Annotated in this window: 17 protein-coding genes; 5 read left to right on the top strand and 12 right to left on the bottom strand. The window is 56.3% G+C overall.

Translation table 11 applies throughout. The features are described from left to right. Nucleotides 1–4: 4 nt before the first annotated feature. From ABLU86_RS16900 to ABLU86_RS16890, 3 genes are read right to left on the bottom strand one after another with little or no spacing between them, the layout of a single operon-like run. Nucleotides 5–1,186, bottom strand: coding sequence for an acetyl-CoA C-acetyltransferase (locus ABLU86_RS16900; protein ID WP_348796348.1), 1,182 nt, complete (start codon nt 1,184–1,186; stop codon nt 5–7). Beyond that, a complete protein-coding gene (locus ABLU86_RS16895) occupies nt 1,183–1,851 on the bottom strand; it encodes a CoA transferase subunit B (protein WP_015366933.1) in 669 nt (222 codons plus the stop codon). Before ABLU86_RS16895 ends, ABLU86_RS16900 begins: the two co-directional genes overlap by 4 nt. A 2-nt stretch (nt 1,852–1,853) precedes the next feature. Further along, nucleotides 1,854–2,561 (bottom strand): CoA transferase subunit A, encoded by a 708-nt coding sequence (locus tag ABLU86_RS16890; protein WP_015705192.1) that lies wholly within the window; start codon nt 2,559–2,561, stop codon nt 1,854–1,856. A gap of 140 nt (nt 2,562–2,701) precedes the next feature. On the opposite strand from ABLU86_RS16890, the gene ABLU86_RS16885 reads away from it, so the two are divergent. Next, a complete protein-coding gene (locus ABLU86_RS16885) occupies nt 2,702–3,592 on the top strand; it encodes a LysR family transcriptional regulator (RefSeq protein ID WP_020079025.1) in 891 nt (296 codons plus the stop codon). Between the two features lie 46 nt (nt 3,593–3,638). On the opposite strand, the gene ABLU86_RS16880 is transcribed toward ABLU86_RS16885, so the two are convergent. Continuing rightward, nucleotides 3,639–3,779, bottom strand: coding sequence for a hypothetical protein (locus ABLU86_RS16880; RefSeq protein ID WP_015705194.1), 141 nt, complete (start codon nt 3,777–3,779; stop codon nt 3,639–3,641). 354 nt (nt 3,780–4,133) lie between these two features. On the opposite strand from ABLU86_RS16880, the gene ABLU86_RS16875 reads away from it, so the two are divergent. Further along, nucleotides 4,134–6,533, top strand: coding sequence for a membrane-bound PQQ-dependent dehydrogenase, glucose/quinate/shikimate family (locus ABLU86_RS16875; RefSeq protein WP_045385957.1), 2,400 nt, complete (start codon nt 4,134–4,136; stop codon nt 6,531–6,533). A gap of 324 nt (nt 6,534–6,857) precedes the next feature. Here the strand turns inward: ABLU86_RS16875 and ABLU86_RS16870 are convergent, their stop codons facing one another. The 8 genes from ABLU86_RS16870 to ABLU86_RS16835 form a co-directional block, all read right to left on the bottom strand. After that, entirely contained in the window at nt 6,858–7,403 is a 546-nt protein-coding gene (locus ABLU86_RS16870; RefSeq protein WP_015366928.1) for an anti-virulence regulator CigR family protein, read from the bottom strand. A 123-nt stretch (nt 7,404–7,526) separates the two neighbouring features. Continuing rightward, nucleotides 7,527–8,495, bottom strand: a complete 969-nt coding sequence (locus ABLU86_RS16865; protein ID WP_213193988.1) for an oligopeptide/dipeptide ABC transporter ATP-binding protein — start codon at nt 8,493–8,495, stop codon at nt 7,527–7,529. Continuing rightward, nucleotides 8,492–9,472 (bottom strand): ABC transporter ATP-binding protein, encoded by a 981-nt coding sequence (locus ABLU86_RS16860; protein ID WP_032714358.1) that lies wholly within the window; start codon nt 9,470–9,472, stop codon nt 8,492–8,494. The genes ABLU86_RS16865 and ABLU86_RS16860 overlap by 4 nt, the downstream gene beginning before the upstream one ends. Continuing rightward, nucleotides 9,469–10,416 (bottom strand): oligopeptide ABC transporter permease, encoded by a 948-nt coding sequence (opp4C, locus tag ABLU86_RS16855; RefSeq protein WP_348796353.1) that lies wholly within the window; start codon nt 10,414–10,416, stop codon nt 9,469–9,471. Before opp4C ends, ABLU86_RS16860 begins: the two co-directional genes overlap by 4 nt. Before the next feature lie 2 nt (nt 10,417–10,418). Further along, on the bottom strand, nt 10,419–11,375 hold the full coding sequence (locus ABLU86_RS16850; RefSeq protein ID WP_020079022.1) for an ABC transporter permease: 957 nt from the start codon (nt 11,373–11,375) through the stop codon (nt 10,419–10,421). A 44-nt stretch (nt 11,376–11,419) separates the two neighbouring features. Beyond that, nucleotides 11,420–13,123: an ABC transporter substrate-binding protein gene (locus ABLU86_RS16845; protein ID WP_042894914.1), complete on the bottom strand. Its 1,704-nt coding sequence runs from the start codon at nt 13,121–13,123 to the stop codon at nt 11,420–11,422. Nucleotides 13,124–13,306: 183 nt separating this feature from the next. Then, on the bottom strand, nt 13,307–13,957 hold the full coding sequence (locus tag ABLU86_RS16840) for a CatA-like O-acetyltransferase, family 1 (RefSeq protein WP_047036685.1): 651 nt from the start codon (nt 13,955–13,957) through the stop codon (nt 13,307–13,309). 29 nt (nt 13,958–13,986) lie between these two features. Next, nucleotides 13,987–14,370: a VOC family protein gene (locus ABLU86_RS16835; protein ID WP_042894917.1), complete on the bottom strand. Its 384-nt coding sequence runs from the start codon at nt 14,368–14,370 to the stop codon at nt 13,987–13,989. Nucleotides 14,371–14,462: 92 nt separating this feature from the next. Between ABLU86_RS16835 and ABLU86_RS16830 the strand changes: the two genes are divergently transcribed. The 3 genes from ABLU86_RS16830 (at nt 14,463) to ABLU86_RS16820 (ending at nt 19,240) form a co-directional block, all read left to right on the top strand. Beyond that, nucleotides 14,463–15,233, top strand: coding sequence for a DeoR/GlpR family DNA-binding transcription regulator (locus ABLU86_RS16830; RefSeq protein ID WP_015705204.1), 771 nt, complete (start codon nt 14,463–14,465; stop codon nt 15,231–15,233). A 289-nt stretch (nt 15,234–15,522) separates the two neighbouring features. Continuing rightward, entirely contained in the window at nt 15,523–18,738 is a 3,216-nt protein-coding gene (locus ABLU86_RS16825) for a molybdopterin cofactor-binding domain-containing protein (protein WP_348796347.1), read from the top strand. A gap of 43 nt (nt 18,739–18,781) precedes the next feature. Beyond that, a complete protein-coding gene (locus tag ABLU86_RS16820) occupies nt 18,782–19,240 on the top strand; it encodes a (2Fe-2S)-binding protein (protein ID WP_015366918.1) in 459 nt (152 codons plus the stop codon). Nucleotides 19,241–19,402 lie beyond the last annotated feature (162 nt).

Raw genomic sequence — 19,402 nt, 5'->3', positions numbered from 1 at the left:
CCTGTTAACGTTCGATGGTCATCGCGATACCCTGACCGCCGCCGACGCAAAGCGTCGCCAGGCCTTTGCTGACATCGCGGCGCTGCATCTCGTGCAGCAGACTAACCAGAATGCGACATCCTGAGGCGCCAATCGGATGGCCGAGCGCGATAGCGCCGCCGTTGACGTTGACTTTCTGGCTGTCCCACTCCAGCAATTTGCCAACGGCCAGCGCCTGCACGGCAAAGGCCTCGTTGGCTTCGATGAGATCCACCTCGTCCAGCGACCAACCGGCGCGCTGCAGCGCCTTCCGGCAAGCGCTTACCGGGCCGATACCCATCACGGACGGATCGACGCCGGCCACCGCAGAGCTGACAATTCGCGCCAGCACCGGCAAGCCAAGCTGCCGCGCTTTATCGACGCTCATCAATAAGACTGCCGCCGCGCCATCGTTGAGCGAAGAGGCATTGCCCGCGGTGACGCTGCCATCCTCCGTGCGAAAGGCAGGGCGCAACCGCGCCAGCTGTTGTTCGCTGGTTTCCGGGCGCGGCTGTTCGTCTGCGTCCACCATGCGCGGCGCTTTTTTACCCTGAGGGACGCTAAGCGGCACTATCTCAGCCTGAAAGCGCCCGGCGGCTATCGCGGCGGCGGCTTTGCGCTGCGAAAGGGCGGCGAAGGCATCCTGCTGGGGGCGGGAGATATCAAAGGCGTCGGCGAGATTCTCGGCGGTGATGCCCATGTGATAGTCGTTAAACGCATCCCATAATCCGTCCTGAATCATGCTGTCCTGCATGCTGGCATGGCCGAAGCGCAGGCCATCGCGCGCGCCCTGAACCAGATACGGAGCATTGCTCATGCTCTCCTGGCCGCCGGCGATCACTATCTCCGCCTCGCCGCTGCGAATGGCCTGTACCGCCTGTTGCACAGCTTTCAGCCCGGAACCGCAAACCAGATTGACGGTAACGGCCGGAGTTTCAACCGGTAGCCCGGCGCGCAGCGCGGTTTGTCGCGCCGGATTCTGTCCGCAGCCGGCGGTTAAAACCTGGCCAAAAATCAGTTCGTCAACGGCGCTGGCCGGTAGCTGTGTGCGTTCAAGCAGACCACGCACTACGGCGGCGCCTAGCTCGACGGCGGAAAGGGAAGACAAGGCGCCGCGAAAACTGCCGATTGGCGTACGTAGCGCGCAGACGATAGCGACTTCTTTCATATTGCCTCCTTAGTGAAGCGCATTTCGCGGACGTCATCGGCAATGACCAGCCGTCCGGCCGTTTTACGGGCAATTTCGTCAATGCTGACGCCGGGGGCGTATTCGCGCAGAACAAAGGCGCCGTCGCTAATTTCCAGTAGCGCGAGATCGGTGAGTACCCGGCGAATACAGCCCGCGCCGGTGAGCGGCAGGGTACATTGCGGGAGCAGTTTGGATTCGCCGTTTTTCGAAGCGTGCGTCATCACCACGATGATGTTTTGCGCGCCGGCCACCAGATCCATGGCGCCGCCCATGCCTTTCACCATTTTTCCCGGGATCATCCACGAGGCGATATTACCCGCGACATCGACTTCAAAAGCGCCGAGGACCGTGAGATCGACGTGGCCGCCGCGGATCATGGCGAAGGACTGGGCGGAGTCAAAGATAGCCGCCCCGGTTTGGGCGGTAACGGTCTGCTTGCCGGCGTTAATCATGTCGGCATCAATCGTTGACTCATCGGGAAATTCGCCCATCCCCAACAGGCCGTTTTCCGACTGCAGCATTACTTCAATACCGGCAGGAATATAGTTAGCGACCAGCGTGGGAATGCCGATACCGAGATTGACATAATCGCCGTCGCGCAGTTCCTGGGCGACGCGCATCGCCATTTGTTCGCGAGTTAACATATTCAGTTCCCTCCGGCGCGCAGCGTGCGCTGTTCAATACGTTTTTCGAATTGCCCGACGATCAGCCGGTCGACATAAATACCGGGCGTATGGATAGCGGAGGGGGGGAGTTCGCCCGGCGCGACGATTTCTTCGACTTCCACTACCGTGATCCGTCCGGCGGTGGCCATCAACGGGTTAAAATTCTGCGCGGTGTGGCGATAAACCACGTTGCCGTACCAGTCGGCTTTCCAGCCCTTCACAAGAGCGAAATCGCCGCGAATAGCTTCTTCGAGAATGTAATGTTTACCGTCGAACTGACGCACCTCTTTGCCTTCCGCTACCGGCGTGCCGTAACCGGTCGCGGTATAGAATCCGGGGATTCCGGCGCCGCCGGCGCGAATTTTCTCGGCAAGCGTACCTTGCGGGGTCAGTTCCACCGCCAGTTCGCCGCTCAGTACCAGTTGTTCAAAGAGAGCGTTTTCGCCAACGTAAGAGGCCACGACTTTGCGTACCTGGCGCGTTTCCAGCAGCATGCCGAGACCAAAGCCATCAACGCCGCAGTTATTAGAAACTACCGTCAGGCCCTGTACCTGGCGGCGTTTGACCTCGGCGATTAAGTTTTCCGGGATGCCGCACAGGCCGAAGCCGCCGGCCAGTAACGTCATGCCATCGGTTAATCCGTCCAGCGCCGCTTCATAGCTGGCTACGCGCTTATCCAGTCCTGCCATCATTTTTCTCCTGCCTTGCGATGGCTCTATCATTAAGGGCGCGGACTGATTTGATAATTTTGAATTTGTGACCCACTCATTTGGTTTTTTTATTAATTTATCGTTAACTAAATTCTTTCAATTAGTTAACAGGTAGAAAAATGAGAATGAGTGTCAAACAGTTACGCGCGTTTCTAGCGGTAGCTCACACTCTTAACTTCGCCCACGCCAGCGAGCGCCTGAACCTGTCGCAGCCGGCGCTGAGTTTGACCATTAAGGGGTTGGAAGAGGCGCTTGGCGGGGCATTGCTGCAGCGCAGCACCCGCAAAGTGACCTTAACCCAGGAGGGAGAAACCTTTCTGCCGATGGCCCGCCAACTGCTGGCGGACTGGGATAATGCCGAAGAGGCGATGCGGCAAAGTTTCACCCTGCAGCGGGGAAAGATCTCCGTCGCCGCGATGCCGTCGTTTGCCGCTAACGTGCTTCCGGAAGTGCTAAAAGCCTTCCGCGACCGCTATGCGGGAGTCAACGTAACGGTGCATGACGTAATTAATGAGCAGGTCATTGAGATGGTGCGCGAAGGCCGGGTGGAGATGGGGATCGCGTTTGAGCCATCGCCCGGCAACAATCTGCTGTTTACGCCGCTGGCGGTGGATCGCTTTGTGGCGATCGTGCCGAAAACGTCGCCTTTGGCGAGTAAAAAGCAGTTGAGCTGGCGTGAACTGCTGACGCTGGATTTTATAACCCTGCAGCGCCCATCGGCGGTGCGTTTGATGCTGGAAGAAGAGTTGGCGCGTAGCGGTAGCCAGTTGGACGTGGCGCTGGAAAGTCATCAGTTGGTCACCGTCGGGCGGATGGTCGCCAGCGGTCTGGGCGGCAGCGCGGTGCCCGCGTTATGCCAGTCGCAGATGCAGTCGCTGGGAGCGGTTTGTCTACCGTTAAGCGATCCGCCGATTGAAAAGTGCATTGGCGTTATTCATGCCGGACATATGCAGTTGTCGAAGGCGGCGCAGGCGCTGCTGGAAACGCTAAAGGGCTTTTTGCCCGCTTAGGCAGTTACAGGCGAAAAAAAACCGGCCTGGTTAGCCGGTTTAATCATTAGATTTTGCAGGCATCGCCGCAATCATCATCGGCAACAATCGCCTGCGCTTTTTTATCCGCTTCGTCCAGGCGTTCAGCGTTACGCTCTTCCGCTTCTTCCAGGCCGCTAAAGACCAGGTTGTCGAGATCAATTTCCATGAGTTACCCACATAAGTTCAGTTTTAACCGTCATCAATTATAGGGCAAAGCGTAGGGCGATGCATCTCATCGGCCGATTGCCGCACATTACGTTAATACCGTGCCCAGACTAAGTATTTCGTAGTTTTCAACGATAAGAGCTATCAAATTCATTTTATGAATTAAAAAATTCTAAACATTTTATGCGGTTAAATTTTACATAAAATTTACATGTCCATATACTTTCTTACGTTCTTCGCCCTGGTTTGGGGCGTCCAACCAACAGGTTAACTGCGCTGAGCGGCATCGCTTATCGATCGGCGCTTTAAAAATAAATGCTTTGGTTATATCGACATCTGTCGAATGGGATGAAATATGGACGAACAAAAAGGTCATGGTCGAAGGATTTTCTTCACCATCTACCGATTGCTTTTTGTGTTACTGAGTTTTGGCATTGGGATTTTCTTAACTATCTGGGGGGGCAAGCTGCTCTCGCTCGGCGGCAGCGCCTGGTATCTGTTAGCCGGTCTCGCTTATCTTATCATCGCCGTTGGGTACTTCACTCGTAGTCAATACGCGCTGCCTCTTGCTGTTATTACCTTCCTGTTAACGCTGGTCTGGGCGCTGTATGAAGTGCAGCTCAGCTACTGGGGCCTGATCCCTCGTCTGGTGGTTCCTGCGCTGATGCTAATGCTGGCCCTGTGGCTGGCGGCGGCGATGCCGGTGGCTCGCGTGCGTCTGGCGAACTGGAGCGCCACGGTTATTTTTATCGTGCTGCTGGCGACGCTGGTTTCGGCGTTCTACCCGCACGGCGGCATCCACAATGGCGTCGTGAAAGCGGCGAGCGACAATAGCGCGACGCAGGCGGCAAAAAGCGATAACTGGGAGTTCTTTGGCCGCGATGCCTCCGGCACCCGTTTTGCGCCGTATACCGATATTACCCCGGAAAATGTTCATAAGCTGAAAGTCGCCTGGACTTATCACACAGGCCGCCGCCTGACCGGCCCGGCCATTGGCGTTGACGAAAATACGCCGCTGCAAATTGGCGATACGCTGTATTCCTGTACGCCGCTCAACGTGGTGACCGCCATTGATGCCGATACCGGCAAGGCGCGCTGGCGCTTTGACCCGCACGCGCAGACGGCGGAACATGTGACCTGCCGCGGTGTGGGTTACTATGATGTGCAGAGCGACGATACGCTCAGCGCGGAAGAAAAAGCGAGCCCGGCGCTGCAACAGTGTCCGCAGCGGATCATGGTATCGACCGTGGATGCGCGCCTGCTGGCGCTGAATGCCAAAACCGGCGAACTGTGCGCTGATTTCGGCGACCACGGTAGCGTGGATCTGAAGCAGGGCATGGGCGACACCGAAAACAGCAAACGCTACCATCCGACTTCAACGCCGGTGATCATGGGGCATATTGCGGTGCTGGGCGGCTGGGTACGCGATATCGTACACGGCGAGCCATCCGGGGTCGTACGCGCTTTTGACGTACGCGATGGTAAAGTCGTCTGGGCCTGGGATGTTGGCAAGCCGGAAAATATCACCGACCCGGAAAAAGGCCGCGTTTATACCCTCGAAACGCCGAACGTGTGGACCATTCCCGGCTTTGATAAAGAGCTGAATCTGGTCTATCTGCCGACCGGCAACGGTCCGCCGGACTACTGGGGCGGCGATCGTAATGAAGCGAAAGAGAAATATGGCTCCGCGGTGGTGGCGGTGGATGCCAGTACCGGTAAAACAAAATGGGTTTTCCAGACCGTTCACCACGATATCTGGGATTATGATCTCCCATCGCAGCCGGTACTGTTCCACATGAAAAACGAGCAGGGCGAGGACGTCCCGGTGCTGATCCAGACCACCAAAACCGGACAGATTTACGTGCTCGATCGCCGCACTGGAAAACCGGTGACCCGTGTTGAAGAGCTGCCCGTCGCTCATCAGGGGGCGGAGGGCGAACATCTGTCTGCCACCCAGCCGTTCTCTACCGGCATGCCGCAATTAGGCGTCGAGCCGTTGAGCGAAAAATCAATGTGGGGCGTGACGCCGTTCGACCAACTGATGTGCCGTATCGATTTTAAAGAGTCGACCTACCTTGGCATGTATACGCCGCCGTCAGAGAAACCGTATATCGAGTGGCCAAGCCTGCTCGGCGGCATGAACTGGGGCGGCATCACCATCGATGAACGTACCGGTACGCTGTTCGTCAACGATATGCGTATGCCGTTGCGGATGTCGCTGGTGCGCAAGGAAGAGATGGCGAAATACAAAGTCTCCACCGACGAAGTCCCTGGCTTTATGGGTACCGTTCGCCCGCAAGTTGCCGGGCCTTACGGCGGCGTGCGTATCGACATCCTGCAGTCCGCGCTGGGCGTGCCCTGTAATACCCCGCCGTTTGGTACCATGAGCGCTATTGACCTGAATAGCCGTCAGCTACTGTGGCAGGTGCCGATGGGCTCGGTGGAAGATACCGGTCCGCTGGGGATGAAAACCCATCTGCATATCCCGCTGGGAATGCCGACCCTGGGCGGCCCAACCTCTACCGCCTCTGGGCTGGTATTCTTCGCCGGTACCCAGGATAACTACCTGCGGGCGCTGGATTCCGCCAGCGGTAAAGAGCTGTGGCGCGCTCGCTTGCCGGTTGGCGCGGTAGCGGCGCCGCTGGTCTACAAATCGCCGAAAACCGGCAAAGAGTATGTGCTGATTTCCGCCGGCGGCGCCAGCCACTCGCCGGACGTCGGGGACGATATCATCGCCTACGCGCTGGAGGAATAACCTCTCTAAACGAAACAGGTCCCGGTAAACGGGACCTGTTCCTGGCTGACAGGCGGGGGAGGTAGCAGGGGGCAATGCTGGACTTTCACTCTTTGAATATCACTCTGCGCAATATGCTGCCCTGCGGCATTGACGTAGGCCAGAGACATCGGCGAACCCGTGGTTTTCTCTACTCTCAAATCAGTAAAATCCATTGCACATTCTTAGCGCTTTCCGCCAGTCCGTCTGGATCCTCATTATTCCCTGTCGCATAAAGCAAAAAAAAGGCCCATCCTGGTGATGGGCCTTTTTGACGTTCGGCGTGTAACCTGAAAGGTGTAAAAATTAATCAAAAACGCCGTTAATGACGGAAGTGACGATTGCGGTACTTAACGCAACCAGCACTAAATCATCGCCCACTGCACGCCATTCATAACCCGGGTAGTAAGGCAGATCGTTAATCATAGATGCCGGCAACGTTTTTTTGGCAATACCTGGAGGTAATGGTTTGCCGCGAACCACATTTTTTGCAATACCCGGCGGTAGCGCCTGATAACCTACCAGACCATAATTCACCGCCAGAGAACGGGCTCGCGAGAAGCTAATATCAGAGTCGACATGGTCGGGTTTGCCGTAGTTTTTACGGTTACCGTGATCCTCTTTCGACTTATCATTTCCCTGGCCTTTGTTGCTGTGGTCACTGCTGTTGCCATGGTTACCGCTATTGCCGTGGTTTCCACCGCTATTACCGTGGTTGCCACCTCCGCCGCTATTGCCATGACCTCCGCCACCCCCGTTGCCATTACCAGGGTTGGCATAAACTGGCGCGGCAAGGACGGCGAGCGAAATAACCGCCGCAAGTGCAGATTTGAGAGTGCGACGCTTAATCATAAGGGTGTTCCTTAAAGTGAAGTACACGCTTTGAAGATATGACGTGCGCATAACCTTAACAATGTCATGTTTTCTTATTTTTATACTCCGCAGAAAATATGCCTCGCCTCTTGCTGGTCATCGCTATCCTGCCCAATGACAGGCGACCAGGTGTCCAGGCGAAATTTCACGAAGCGTCGGCGCCTGACGGCGGCAGTGGTCACTTGCCTGCGGGCAGCGTGACGAAAACCGGCAGCCCTCAGGCGGGCGCGACGGATCCGGGATTTCTCCCTGGACGACCGCCTGCGGTTCGCTTTCGGGATCGAGGGTGGGTACCGCGGCCAGAAGCGCCTGGGTATAGGGATGAAGAGGGCGGCTAAACAGCGCATCGCGGCTGGCGGTTTCCACCAGTTGACCGAGGTACATCACCGCCACGTCGTCGCACAAATGCTCTACAACTCCAAGGTCGTGGGAGATGAATAGAAAGGTGACGCCACGCTCGTCGCGCAGGTCGGCAAACAGATTGATAATCTGCGCCTGAATCGACACATCGAGTGCGGAAATGGGTTCATCGGCGACGATAAAGTCCGGATTGAGGATAAGCGCGCGGGCGATGCCGATGCGCTGCCGCTGACCACCGGAAAATTCATGCGGAAAACGGTGGTAATGCTGAGGCGCCAGCCCGCAGATCTTCATCACTGCAATGACTTTCTCATAGAGTTCAGCGCGCGTGCATAGTTTATGCTGCAGCATCGCCTCGCCAATCGCCTCGCCGATGCGAATGCGTGGGTTCAGTGAACTATAGGGATCCTGAAACACCAGTTGAATTTTCGGTCGTAGGGCCTGCATTGCCGCCGCTGACAGTTCGGATAACTCCTGACCGCGGAATTTAATGCTGCCGGCGGTCTTTTCATACAAGCCAAGCAAGGTGCGGCCAACGGTGGTTTTACCACTACCGGATTCTCCGACGAGGCCGAAAATCGTTCCCGGACGGATATTAAAACTGACGTCATCGACCGCGCGCAGTTCCCCGGTCTGCTGGCCGAACAGGCCGTCGCGCAGCGGGAAATACTTTTTCAAGCCATTAACTTCAATTAAATAGGGCTGGTTCATGCCACCGACTCCGCGAATTGACTATAAAAACAGGCTGCCTGATGCGAGGCCCCAAAAAGTGGCGGGGTGTCCTGACGGCAGCGTGCTGTTGCCTGTTCGCAGCGATCGGCAAACGCGCAGCCCGCAGGCAGTTGCGCGAGATCCGGCACCTGACCGGGAATGGAGTAAAGCCGCCGGCGGCGCGCGCCCGGCACCGGACGCGAGGCGATAAGTCCGCGGGTATAGGGGTGCTGGGGCTGGCGCAGCACCTCGACGGTGGTTCCCTGTTCGACAATCCGCCCGGCATACATTACGACGACCCTTTCGGCCATCTGCGCGATCACCCCCAGATCGTGGGTGATCAGCAGCATCGCCATCTGGCTTTCGCGCGCGCGGTCACGTATCAGACGCAGGATCTGCGCCTGCACGGTGACATCCAGCGCGGTAGTCGGTTCATCCGCTATCAATAATTGCGGCCCGCAGCTCAGCGCCATGGCGATCATCACCCGTTGCAGCATACCGCCGGAAAGTTGATGCGGATAGTACGCCATCAGGCTTTCGCTGCGCGCCAGTCCCACCTCGTTCAACAGGTGTATTGCACGCTGCCAGGCGGCTTTCGGCGAGTCGCCGCGGTGGCGGATGAGCGGCTCGCAGAGCTGTTCGCCTATGGTCAGTACCGGGTTGAGCGCCGACATCGGCTCCTGGAAGATCATCGCCAACTGGTTGCCGCGCAGGTCGGCCATGTGACGCGCTTTCAGCGTGAGCAGATCGCGTCCTTCGAAAAGGATCTCGCCGCCGTCAATGCGCGCGGCCTGGGGAGGCAATAGGCCCATTAGCGACATGGCGGTCACGCTTTTGCCGCAGCCGGACTCACCGACGATACCTACCGTTTGCCCGGCCTGAATCGAAAAAGAGACCTCCTGTACCGCGCGCACCCGGCTTCCTTCAGCAGCGAAAGAGACCGAAAGTTGCTTAAAAGAAATTAATGGTGCGCTCATTTCAGCCTCTGTTTCATTTTCGGGTCCATTGCGTCGCGCAGGCCGTCACCCAGCACGTTGATAGCAATGACGGTAATAAAGATGGCAATCCCAGGAGGCATCCATAGCCAGGGCCGCCGCTGAAAATCAATCAGGCTGTTGGCGGCATCCATCATATTGCCCCACGACGGCGTCGGCGGTACTACGCCAAGGCCAAGGTAGCTCAGCGCCGATTCGCTCAGAATGGCGTTAGCGACCGCCATTGTCGCCATCACCACCAGAATCGGGATGGTATTGGGCAGTAGGTGGCCAAACAGGCGGCGGCGCGCCGACAGTCCCAGAACCTGCGTCGCCAGCATAAAATCGCGCTCGCGTAGCGACAGGCACTGCCCGCGCACCAGCCGCGCCAGCTTTGGCCACTCCAGCAGGCTGAGCATAATCACCACCATCCAGATGCGGGAATCCGGCGAAAAGTCGAGCTCGGAGAGCATCGCGCCGGCGACGATTAATAAAGGCAAACTGGGGATCGTCATCACCAGATCGGCCAGCCGCATAATCAGTTTATCGGTGAGTCCGCCGACATAGCCCGATAGCGCTCCCAGCAGGTAGCCCAGCGTTACCGACAGCAGCATGGTCAGCAGGCCGATTATCAGTGAAATGCGCCCGGCCAGCAGTAAACGCGTATAGATATCGCGGCCAAGAAAATCGGTCCCCAGCCAGTGTTCGGCGCCGGGCGGTTTGTTGACCATCAGCGCATCGGTGGCGTCATCTTTCCACGGCGACCACATCGGCCCGAGCGCGCACCACAGGGCCATCACCGCAAGCAGGATTAAACACAGCATCGCCATTCGGTTGCGGCGCAGTTGGCGCCACGCCTGATGCCATGGAGAGGGAGTTATTTGCGCGAGCGCGGGGATTGTCGCCTGGCGCAGGCGGCGACGGTGGCCAAACAGGGAAGTTATCATCATTACCTCACTCGAATGCGCGGATCGGCCCACGCGTAGAGCACATCGGCCAGTAAATTACCGATGATCGTCAGCACCGCCAGAAACAGGGTAAACCCCATCAATACCGGATAATCGCGAGCGGCCAGCGAATCGATATGAATGTGTCCGGCCCCCGGCCAGTTAAATACTTTTTCGGTAATGATGGCGCCAGAGAACAATCCCGGCAGTTCAAAGCCAAGCAGGGTGATGACCGGCAGTAGCGCATTGCGCAGCGCGTGTTTCATGATAACCGTGCGTTCTCGCAGCCCTTTAGCACGGGCGGTACGAATGAAATCCATCTTCACCACGTCGAGCATGCTGGCGCGAAAATAGCGCGTCAGGCTACCGGCCTGCAGCATCACTAGCGCCAGTACCGGCAGTACCAGATGGGCGGCGACCTGCAGCACATACCGCCAGCCGCTATCGTCGCTGCCGGTATTGGTCATCCCGCCTACCGGCAGCCAGTGAAGGTCGACGGCAAACCACTTAATTAGCAGCAGGCAGAGGAAAAAGGTGGGAAAGGACATCGCGGCGAACACCGCGATACTCACCAGATGATCAAACCAGGAATTAGGTCTGAGCGCGGAGACCACGCCAACCGTCAGGCCGATACCCCAGTAGAAAACCAGCGCCACGCTCGCCAGCAGGAAGGAGTTCCAGATGTACTGGTTCAGTAACTGGCTGACCGGAATTTGGTATTGCAGCGAGAAGCCTAAATCCCCGCGCAGCAGTTGCCCCAGCCAGTGAAGGTAGCGGGTGAAAAGCGGCTGGTCGAGGCCGTATATCGCCTTCAGTTCGGCGGCGCGGGCGGCCGTCAAGGTGATATTGCCATCGATAAAGTCGCCGGGGGTTTTGGCAAAGAGCATAAAAATGATAAAGGAGGCCAGCAGCAGCATCGGCAGCGTTTGCAATAAGCGCCTCAGGATGAAATTTTTCATAACATTCTCACATCAGCCGCCGGGGAGGCCGGCGGCTGGGGGATTTACTTCACGATTTTCACGCCCGGCAAACTGCCGGTGAGGCCGTTATAGATATCCGGCTTAAAGCCGGTCACGCGGGCGCTGCTGGCGGAAAGAATCTCCCGGTATCCAAGCAAGATAACCGGCGGATCCTCGGCCAGCACCTGGTACAGCTGGTGATAAATAGGCTTGCGTTGTTCGACATCCAGCACCGCGTTACCCGCATTGATAAGCTTATCGACTTCAGCATTGTGGTAGCCCGACTCTTTGGCCTCGCTGCTGTAGAAGTCCCACACGCCATCATGCGGATCGTTGAGAGTACTGGTGCTAAACGACGCCAGATCGTAATTACCCGCTTTGCGCTGCGCCATCAGCGCGTTGAAATCAACCACCTGCGGTTTCAGCAGCACGCCTATCTGCCGCCAGTTCTCTTTGGCAATTGGGATCAGCGCATCGTTAATGACTTTTTTGCTCGCCAGTAGGGTCAATTCCAGCCGCTTACCGTCTTTCACGCGGATGCCATCGGCGCCAGGCAGCCAGCCCGCTTCATCGAGCAGTTTTTTCGCTTGCACCGGATCGTAATGGTAGGGGTTGACGCCCTGCGCATTGAAGGCCCAGGAAATAGGCGCGATTGGTTCAATGGCTACCTTGCCGTATCCCTGATACACCACGTCGATTAACTTCTGGCGGTCCAGCCCGTAAATCAGCGCCTGACGCACTTTTTTATCCTGCAGCGCCGGGCGATGGAGGTTGAACTCCACCTGGCTGTAGTCGCTGGAGCCGTACAGGTTGATATTGGCAAAACCGAGCATCTTAAGCTGCTCAATATCATCCGGACGCGAGGTGAAGGCGTCGTAGTCGGTTTCGCCGGTCTGGAATAGCTGGAAATTGGTAGACGGATTGGTCACGCGATAGATAAAGCGCGGCGTTGGCGGCGTACCGCGATAAAAATGCGTGTTGGCGTGGAAGCGAATCTCCTGACCGGGAATATATTTATCGTAGACATAAGGACCGTTACCCAGCGGTTTTCCGTGCAGAGAACGCAGATAATCCAGATTTCCGCGTTGATACCCTTTGCCGTACCAGGCTTTCGATAATACCGGACCGCCGATTTTCGCCAGCGTTGTCGCGCCCGGCTGGGTGGTAGTAACCTGCAGGGTCAGCGGATCGATAACTTTCAGGCCGCTCACGCTATCGGCTTTGCCGGCTTTATATTCCGCGCCGCCGGCGATATTGGCCAGAGTGATATCGGTATCGCCGTCATATTTCGGGTCGAGCAGAACGGTCAGCGTAAAGGCGACATCCTCCGCGGTGAGTGGCGATCCGTCACTGAAAGTCAGGTTAGGGCGTAATTTGATGGTATAGACTTTGTTATCCGCGCTCACCGTCCAGCTCTCAGCCAGCCCCGGCACCAGCTTACCCTGACTGTCCCAGTCAATCAGGCGTGAAAAAATAACGTTGGTGACGTTCTCATCCCAACCGTTGACGAAGAAGTAAGGGTTAAAGATCCCCTGCGGTTCGGAAATGCCGGCCACCACCGTGTCTTTACGCAGTTTGGCGCTGGCCGGGATCTGGCTGGCATCGGTTGCGGGAGTAATCCCTTCTTTAAGAATATCGTCGGCGTTGGCGACAGAAGAAAATGCCACCATGCTACCGAGCAGCGCCACTTTCAGCGCCAGCGCGAAGCGCGTTTGTCTGGTTTTTAATCCTTGCCGTAATCTGGACAAAAGTGCTACCTCATCAAATGATTGCGTTGTTATTTACAATTCATGACGAAGATAAGAGGCGCGCTGAATACTGTCTAACAACGAAACGCTATGGTTTATAGCCATTTCGCATTAGCAAAAAACCGGCAATATAATGCCGGTTTTCGGGGAAGTCATAGTAGATTGTTCTTTATGCCGCGGCAGCTAATCGCCGGCCTCAACCGGCAGCCACAGGGCCTGCGGGTTGGCGAAATAATATTCGACTTTGGCATAAAAACGGCTGGCGTGCAGGCCATCAACAAAAGCGTGATTAAACCGGCCGGCAACCGGAATGATGCCATTTTTCAGTTTTCCCCACGTCAGGGCGGGTACCGCCGCGCCCACGTAGTATTCCGCATGGGTCATGGCGCTGAAGTGCAGCCACGGCAGACAACTGGCGCAAAAGAAATTTTCTTCTTCCACGATAAGCGGTGAGGGGTTGGTGCTTTTTGCGGCCTCAATGCGCGGCGTCGCGGCGGCGCTAAACGTGGGGAAATCAGCGGCGTTATCGCACCATACCTGGCGAAAACCTTCGCTGGCCGTCATGATCGGCGTCATCACCGAGATGGCGTCATATTCGATGATATCGTCGTTGCGCAGGCGCTGTTTCAGCTGTGGTACGGCGTTGGCCGCACGCAACAGGCCGAATAACGCCAGTTGAAAGAAGGAGACGCCCCGGTCCTTCGCGCAGGTGTACAACTGTTGCGCTTCGACCGGTACGCACAGATTGAAGCTGGGATTGGCAAAGGTACGGTAGAACGTAAAGTGATCCAGGCGAGGCCAGCTCGCTTTATCAATGACGCGATAATGTGCCACGGTCGACTCCTTCATGTGGGTTTCCCTTACTATGCGACGATTTCCACCAGGTTACCATCCGGGTCTTTGATAACCGCCTCATAATAGCCATCGCCGGTGGTGCGCGGGGCAGAGACTAAAATTCCCGCCATTTCAGCGCGTTTGGCTAACGCATTCACCTGTTCCGTGCCGCCGACGGCGATCGCCAGATGCACCCACCCCGTATGGTTGTTATCGTGGGTCGAGTCATGTAAACCGGGTTTGGACATTAACTCAATGGCCACGTCAGAGCCAATTTTTACAAAATAGGATTCAAAACCAGGATTGGTTTTACTACGGTATTTTTCGTTAATTTCACCGGCAAAAAACTCCACCCAAAAGCGTGCTTGCTGCTCAAGATGGCGGGTCCAGAGGGCGATATGGGCAACTTTCATGGTTTACCTCGTAAAGGGTCGGGTTGACAGCATGCGCATAAGTGAACGATTATGCTCTTTTCTGCTCGTTATGTTTATTTTAAGGAGTTGTTGTGCTCGATTATGCAGCTTTCCCTCAGCAACGACAAGCGCTGATTTGTCAGATCCTGCAGGAGGACGGTAGGGTCGTCTGCGCCGATCTGGCCCAGCGCTTACAGGTCTCTGAACACACTATTCGCCGCGATCTTCATGAGTTGAGCAAAGACGGATATTGTAAGAAAGTCTACGGCGGCGCGGTGATGACCCTCCCGGAATCCATGGAGTACAACGAACGTAAAGAGAAAAACAGGGCAACAAAGAGCAGAATCGCACAGAAGTGCGCACAGCTAGTGAAACCGGGCGGCTGTATTTTTATTGATACCGGCACCACCAATCTGGCCATGGCGGAAGCGCTACCGGGCGAACTGGCCTTAACCGTGGTTACCAATTCTCCGGAAATCGCGGCGGTTCTGCTTAAAAAACCGCTTTACGAGGTTGTGATGCTCGGAGGTTTGGTGCAACGCGCGGCAGGCGGTTGTGTCGGCGCATCGGCGGTGGCCCAGGTGCAGGGGATCCTCTTCGATCAGGGATTTATTGGCGGCTGCGCAATGGCTCCGGAGTCAGGTCTAACCGGTTTTGATCACGCCGATTGTGAATTTAAGAAAGCGGTTATCAAACAGTGCAGTGAAATTATCGTTGGCTTAACCTCAGATAAAATCCCCGCCGTCGCGCGTTTTGTGGTAGCTGAAAGCAGCGCCATTGACGTGCTGGTGGTGGAGGAAAACATCAGCCGTAAATACCGGGATGCTTTCCGTGAACACGAGATCCGTATCTATACCGTTTAACACACGGGCAAATTATTAATTTGAGAAAACCGGGCTATCACTTTGATAAAAACGACGGCGAAATGTTACTGGCCTGCGGACCGCGGCCTTAGCTGCGCTATTTTCTCTGCACTTTAGCCGCATTTTGCGCGACGACTCACAAAAAAGAAGCTTAAACGGCACCTCATTGATTTCTGGCACAAATCTTGGATTTGTTATCGGTGATGTGGCTTTTCCCATGGGTTATGGATAGCGCGACGTTTAGCAAACCCGGGATTGCCCGCAACGGATAATCATTGAGGGGACTGTTATGTGTGCTTCACCTTCAGCGCCGCTACGGCGCGTGGATGGACTGGCGAAAGTCAAAGGAACGGCCGTTTATGGCGACGATATTACCTTACCGGGCATGCTGTATGGCGTTTGCCGCTTTGCGGATATACCCGCCGGGAAAATCGAGGCGATAGATCTTAGCGAGGCGCTGAATGTTGCAGGCGTGGTAAAAATCGCCACCTGGCAAGATATTCCCGGTACTCCGGTCGTGGGGATTATCGTCAAAGATTATCTGCCTATCGTCAAAGACGAGGTGGTCTTCCACGGCGATGTCGTCGCCGTGGTGGCGGCAACCAGTTATGAAGCCGCCTGTGAGGCGGCGGATAAAATACATGTGCGCTATACGCCCTATGAGCCGCTAACGGACGTAGAAGCCGCGCTGGCGGCGGACGCCCGGCGAATTCACCCGGAGCGCAGCGATAATATCACCGCCCATCACCACACCGTTAAGGGTGACATCGCCATAGGCTTTGCCGAAGCCAGTCACGTGATTGAACGTGAATATGAAGTGGGCTTCCAGGAACACGCTTACATTGAACCGGAAGTTGTACTGACCTGGCTTGACCCCACCGATGGTAGCCTGATTATCTCCGGCTCCATTCAGAACCCGCACCGCGTACGCAGCTTCGTGGCTAAGTTTATGGGCTGCCCGCAAAGCCAGATTAACGTCAAACGCGCGGTGATGGGCGGCTCGTTCGGCGGCAAAGATGACATCATCGATCACCTGGCCTGCCGTTCCGCATTGATGACGCGCCTGACCGGTCGTCCGGTGAAATTTACCTACACCCGCGAGCAGTCCATTATCGAAAGCTGTAAGCGCCACCCTTATAAAATGAAGTATCGCGCCGGGGTGGACGACAACGGACGCATTCTGGCGATCAAAATCGATATTCTTGCCGACAGCGGCGGCTATGCGGCGTCCTCCCCGTTCGTCACCTGGCGTTCTTCGGTGCAGGCCGCTGGGCCGTACAATATTGATAACGTCCATATCGACGTTAAAGCCGTCTATACCAACAACAGCTATACCTCGGCGATGCGTGGTTTCGGTTCACCACAGGTGGTTTACGCCAACGAATCCTTTATGGATGAAATTGCCGACGTGCTCAATCTCTCGCCGGTGGCGGTGCGTGAAGTGAACGCGCTGCGTCAGGGCGATATCTCGGTCACCGGGCAGCGGTTTGATAAACACACCGTCTCGGCGACTGAAGTCCTGAGTAAGGCGGTGAATGCCTCGGAATTTGCGGCAAAACGCCAGCACTATCGTGAATTGAACCAAAAAGGCGGCGTTTATCGCTATGGCATTGGCCTGGCGCTGAGCTACCGTGGTTGTTCCATCGGCGCGGAAGGGGTAGATACCTCGACGGCGCTCATTCAGGTGAATGAGGACGGCAGCGTCAATCTGGCGACATCGGTTTCTGAAAACGGTCAGGGTCTGCAAACCGCGATGTCGCTAATCGCCGCGGAAGCCTTTGGTATTCCTCTATCTGAACTGCATTTTATGGAACCGCCGACCTCGGTTATCGGCGACGGCGGATCGACGGCGGCAACCCGTGGGACTATGGTCGGCGGCGGGGCGATTCTTGACGCCGCGGACAAGATAAAACGCCGCATTCTCAGCGTCGTCGGCGACAGCATCGGCACCCGCGAGTTGGCTGAAACCTTGTGGCAGGATGGCTTTATCATCAACGTCCAGGACAGTGAACGGCGTATTGATTTCAAAACCGCGGTTAATAAAACCAAATGGGCCAGCGTCAGCCTGACCGAGTACGGCTGGTTTGTGCCGCCGCCCATTCACTGGGATGAAGAAAAAGGCTGCGGCAGCCCGTACTTTACCTGGGTTTACGGCTGCCAGGTGGCTGAGGTAAGAGTGAACACCAGCACCGGTAAAACCGATCTGCTGCATGTTACCGCCGCCCATGACGTAGGTAGGGTACTCAACCCGGTGGGGTTTGAAGGCCAGATTTACGGTGGGGTGGCGCAGGGTTTTGGCTATGCGCTGCTGGAAGACTTCAACATTGAAAACGGCCAGGTCAAATCGGAAAACTTCGACAGCTACCTGCTGCCGACGATGAAAGATATTCCGCCGATGACGATTATCGGCGTAGAAAACCCGGATATCGCCGGGCCTCTGGGCGCGAAGGGGATCGGCGAACCAGCCACTGAACTGGCGGCGGCGGCTATTAACAACGCGGTGAGTTTTGCCCTCGAGACGCGGTTTAATAAATTACCGTTGACTCTTGAACAGGTGATCCTCGGCTACAACTTGAAAAAGCCGGTTCGCCAAAGCGAAATGATGCTGGAGGCGGAAAACAAGAAGCAGGTGCTGCGCCTCACTGACGTGGAAGTGACCCGAGCGAAAAGCCTGCAGGAGGCGTTAACCCTGCTGGCGCAAGAGGGCGTGACGGCTATCGCCGGCGGTACCGATGTAATTGTGCAGGGGCGTCTGCAAACCCGCGCGCTGCGGTTGGTTGATATTTCCCGTCTGCCGGAGTTGACGCAGGTGAGCGAAGATCCGGTCAGCCATGAGGTCATCATTGGCGGGGCGATGACCTTTAACCGTATTACCGATCATCCGCTGCTGCGCGAACGTTACCCGCTGCTGGTGCAGGCCTGTCATACCGTCGGTTCGCACCAGATCCGTAATCGTGCCACCATCGGCGGCAATATCGTCAACGCCGCGCCCTGCGGCGATTCCATTCCACCTGCCATCCTCTATGACGCACGCATCGAGCTGCGCTCGCTAAATGGCGTACGCACCCTCGGTCTGGGCGAGTTTTTGCTGTCCGGCTACAAGACCCAGCGCCAGCCGGATGAACTTTTGACCAAAGTGATACTGCCGCCGCCGGCGCGTCCGCGGGCTAAAGGTTTCTATCACCAGTTAGGGCGGCGCAACGCGCTCAACATCACCCGTCAGAGCCTGAGCGCGCTGCTCGATTTTGCTGATGATGGCACGGTGAGCTACTGCCGTCTGGTGGACGGCGCGCTGTTCAGTAAGCCGCAGCGGTTACTGGATATTGAACGCTGCCTGCTAGGGAAACCGTTAAATAGCGACACGATTAATAGCGCCTGCGAGGTGCTGGACAAGCTTATCTATGCGGCCATCGGTAAGCGCTGGTCGGCGGCATATAAGCAGCCGGTGTTCGTCAATATGTTCCGCGACATGATGGCCGAGGCGCAACGGGCCTCAGGGATTTAATGATTCAATCAGGGCGCCAGAGCGCCCTGTACAGGATAAAGCTATGAGCACAATTAAAGTGAAGGTAAACGGCAAGCTGGTGGAAGCAAAAGTAGAAGGCAATATGCGCCTATTGGATCTGGTGCGGGATACATTGCATCTTACCGCCACCAAAGAGGGATGTTCGATTGGCGAATGCGGCGCCTGCACGGTGCTGATGGACGGTAACGCCGTTTGTTCTTGTCTGGTACTGGCCGAACAGTGTGATGAAGCGGAGATCGAGACGCTCGAAGGGTTAAACGATAATCCGATTACGCAAAAATTACAGGATGCATTTATTGAGAAGGGCGGCGTGCAGTGCGGGTTCTGTACGCCGGGAGTACTGGTCAGCGCCACCGAATTATTAACCAAAGAGCCGCATCCGGACGAAGCGCAAATAAAGGATGTATTAGAAGGCAATATGTGCCGCTGTACCGGCTATCAGCCGATTATTGATTCCATTCAACACGCGATTAAATCGTGATCTTGTAACGGGGCTGCTGTTTTGTTAGTAGCCCCGGTAAGCGCCACCGGGGGAGGGTTCCCGGATAGCGGCGCACAGCGCCTTATCCGGGCTACGGTTCGGTATTTGGTCGGTAGCCCCGGTAAGCGTAAGCGCCACCGGGGAGGGTTCCCGGATAGCGGC

Source organism: Klebsiella sp. JN_Kp121 (assembly GCF_040062145.1).
GTDB classification, from domain to species: Bacteria; Pseudomonadota; Gammaproteobacteria; order Enterobacterales; family Enterobacteriaceae; genus Klebsiella; species Klebsiella aerogenes.
Note: the sequence above shows the minus strand (reverse complement) of the source record. Positions and strands in the feature narration are given on the sequence as shown.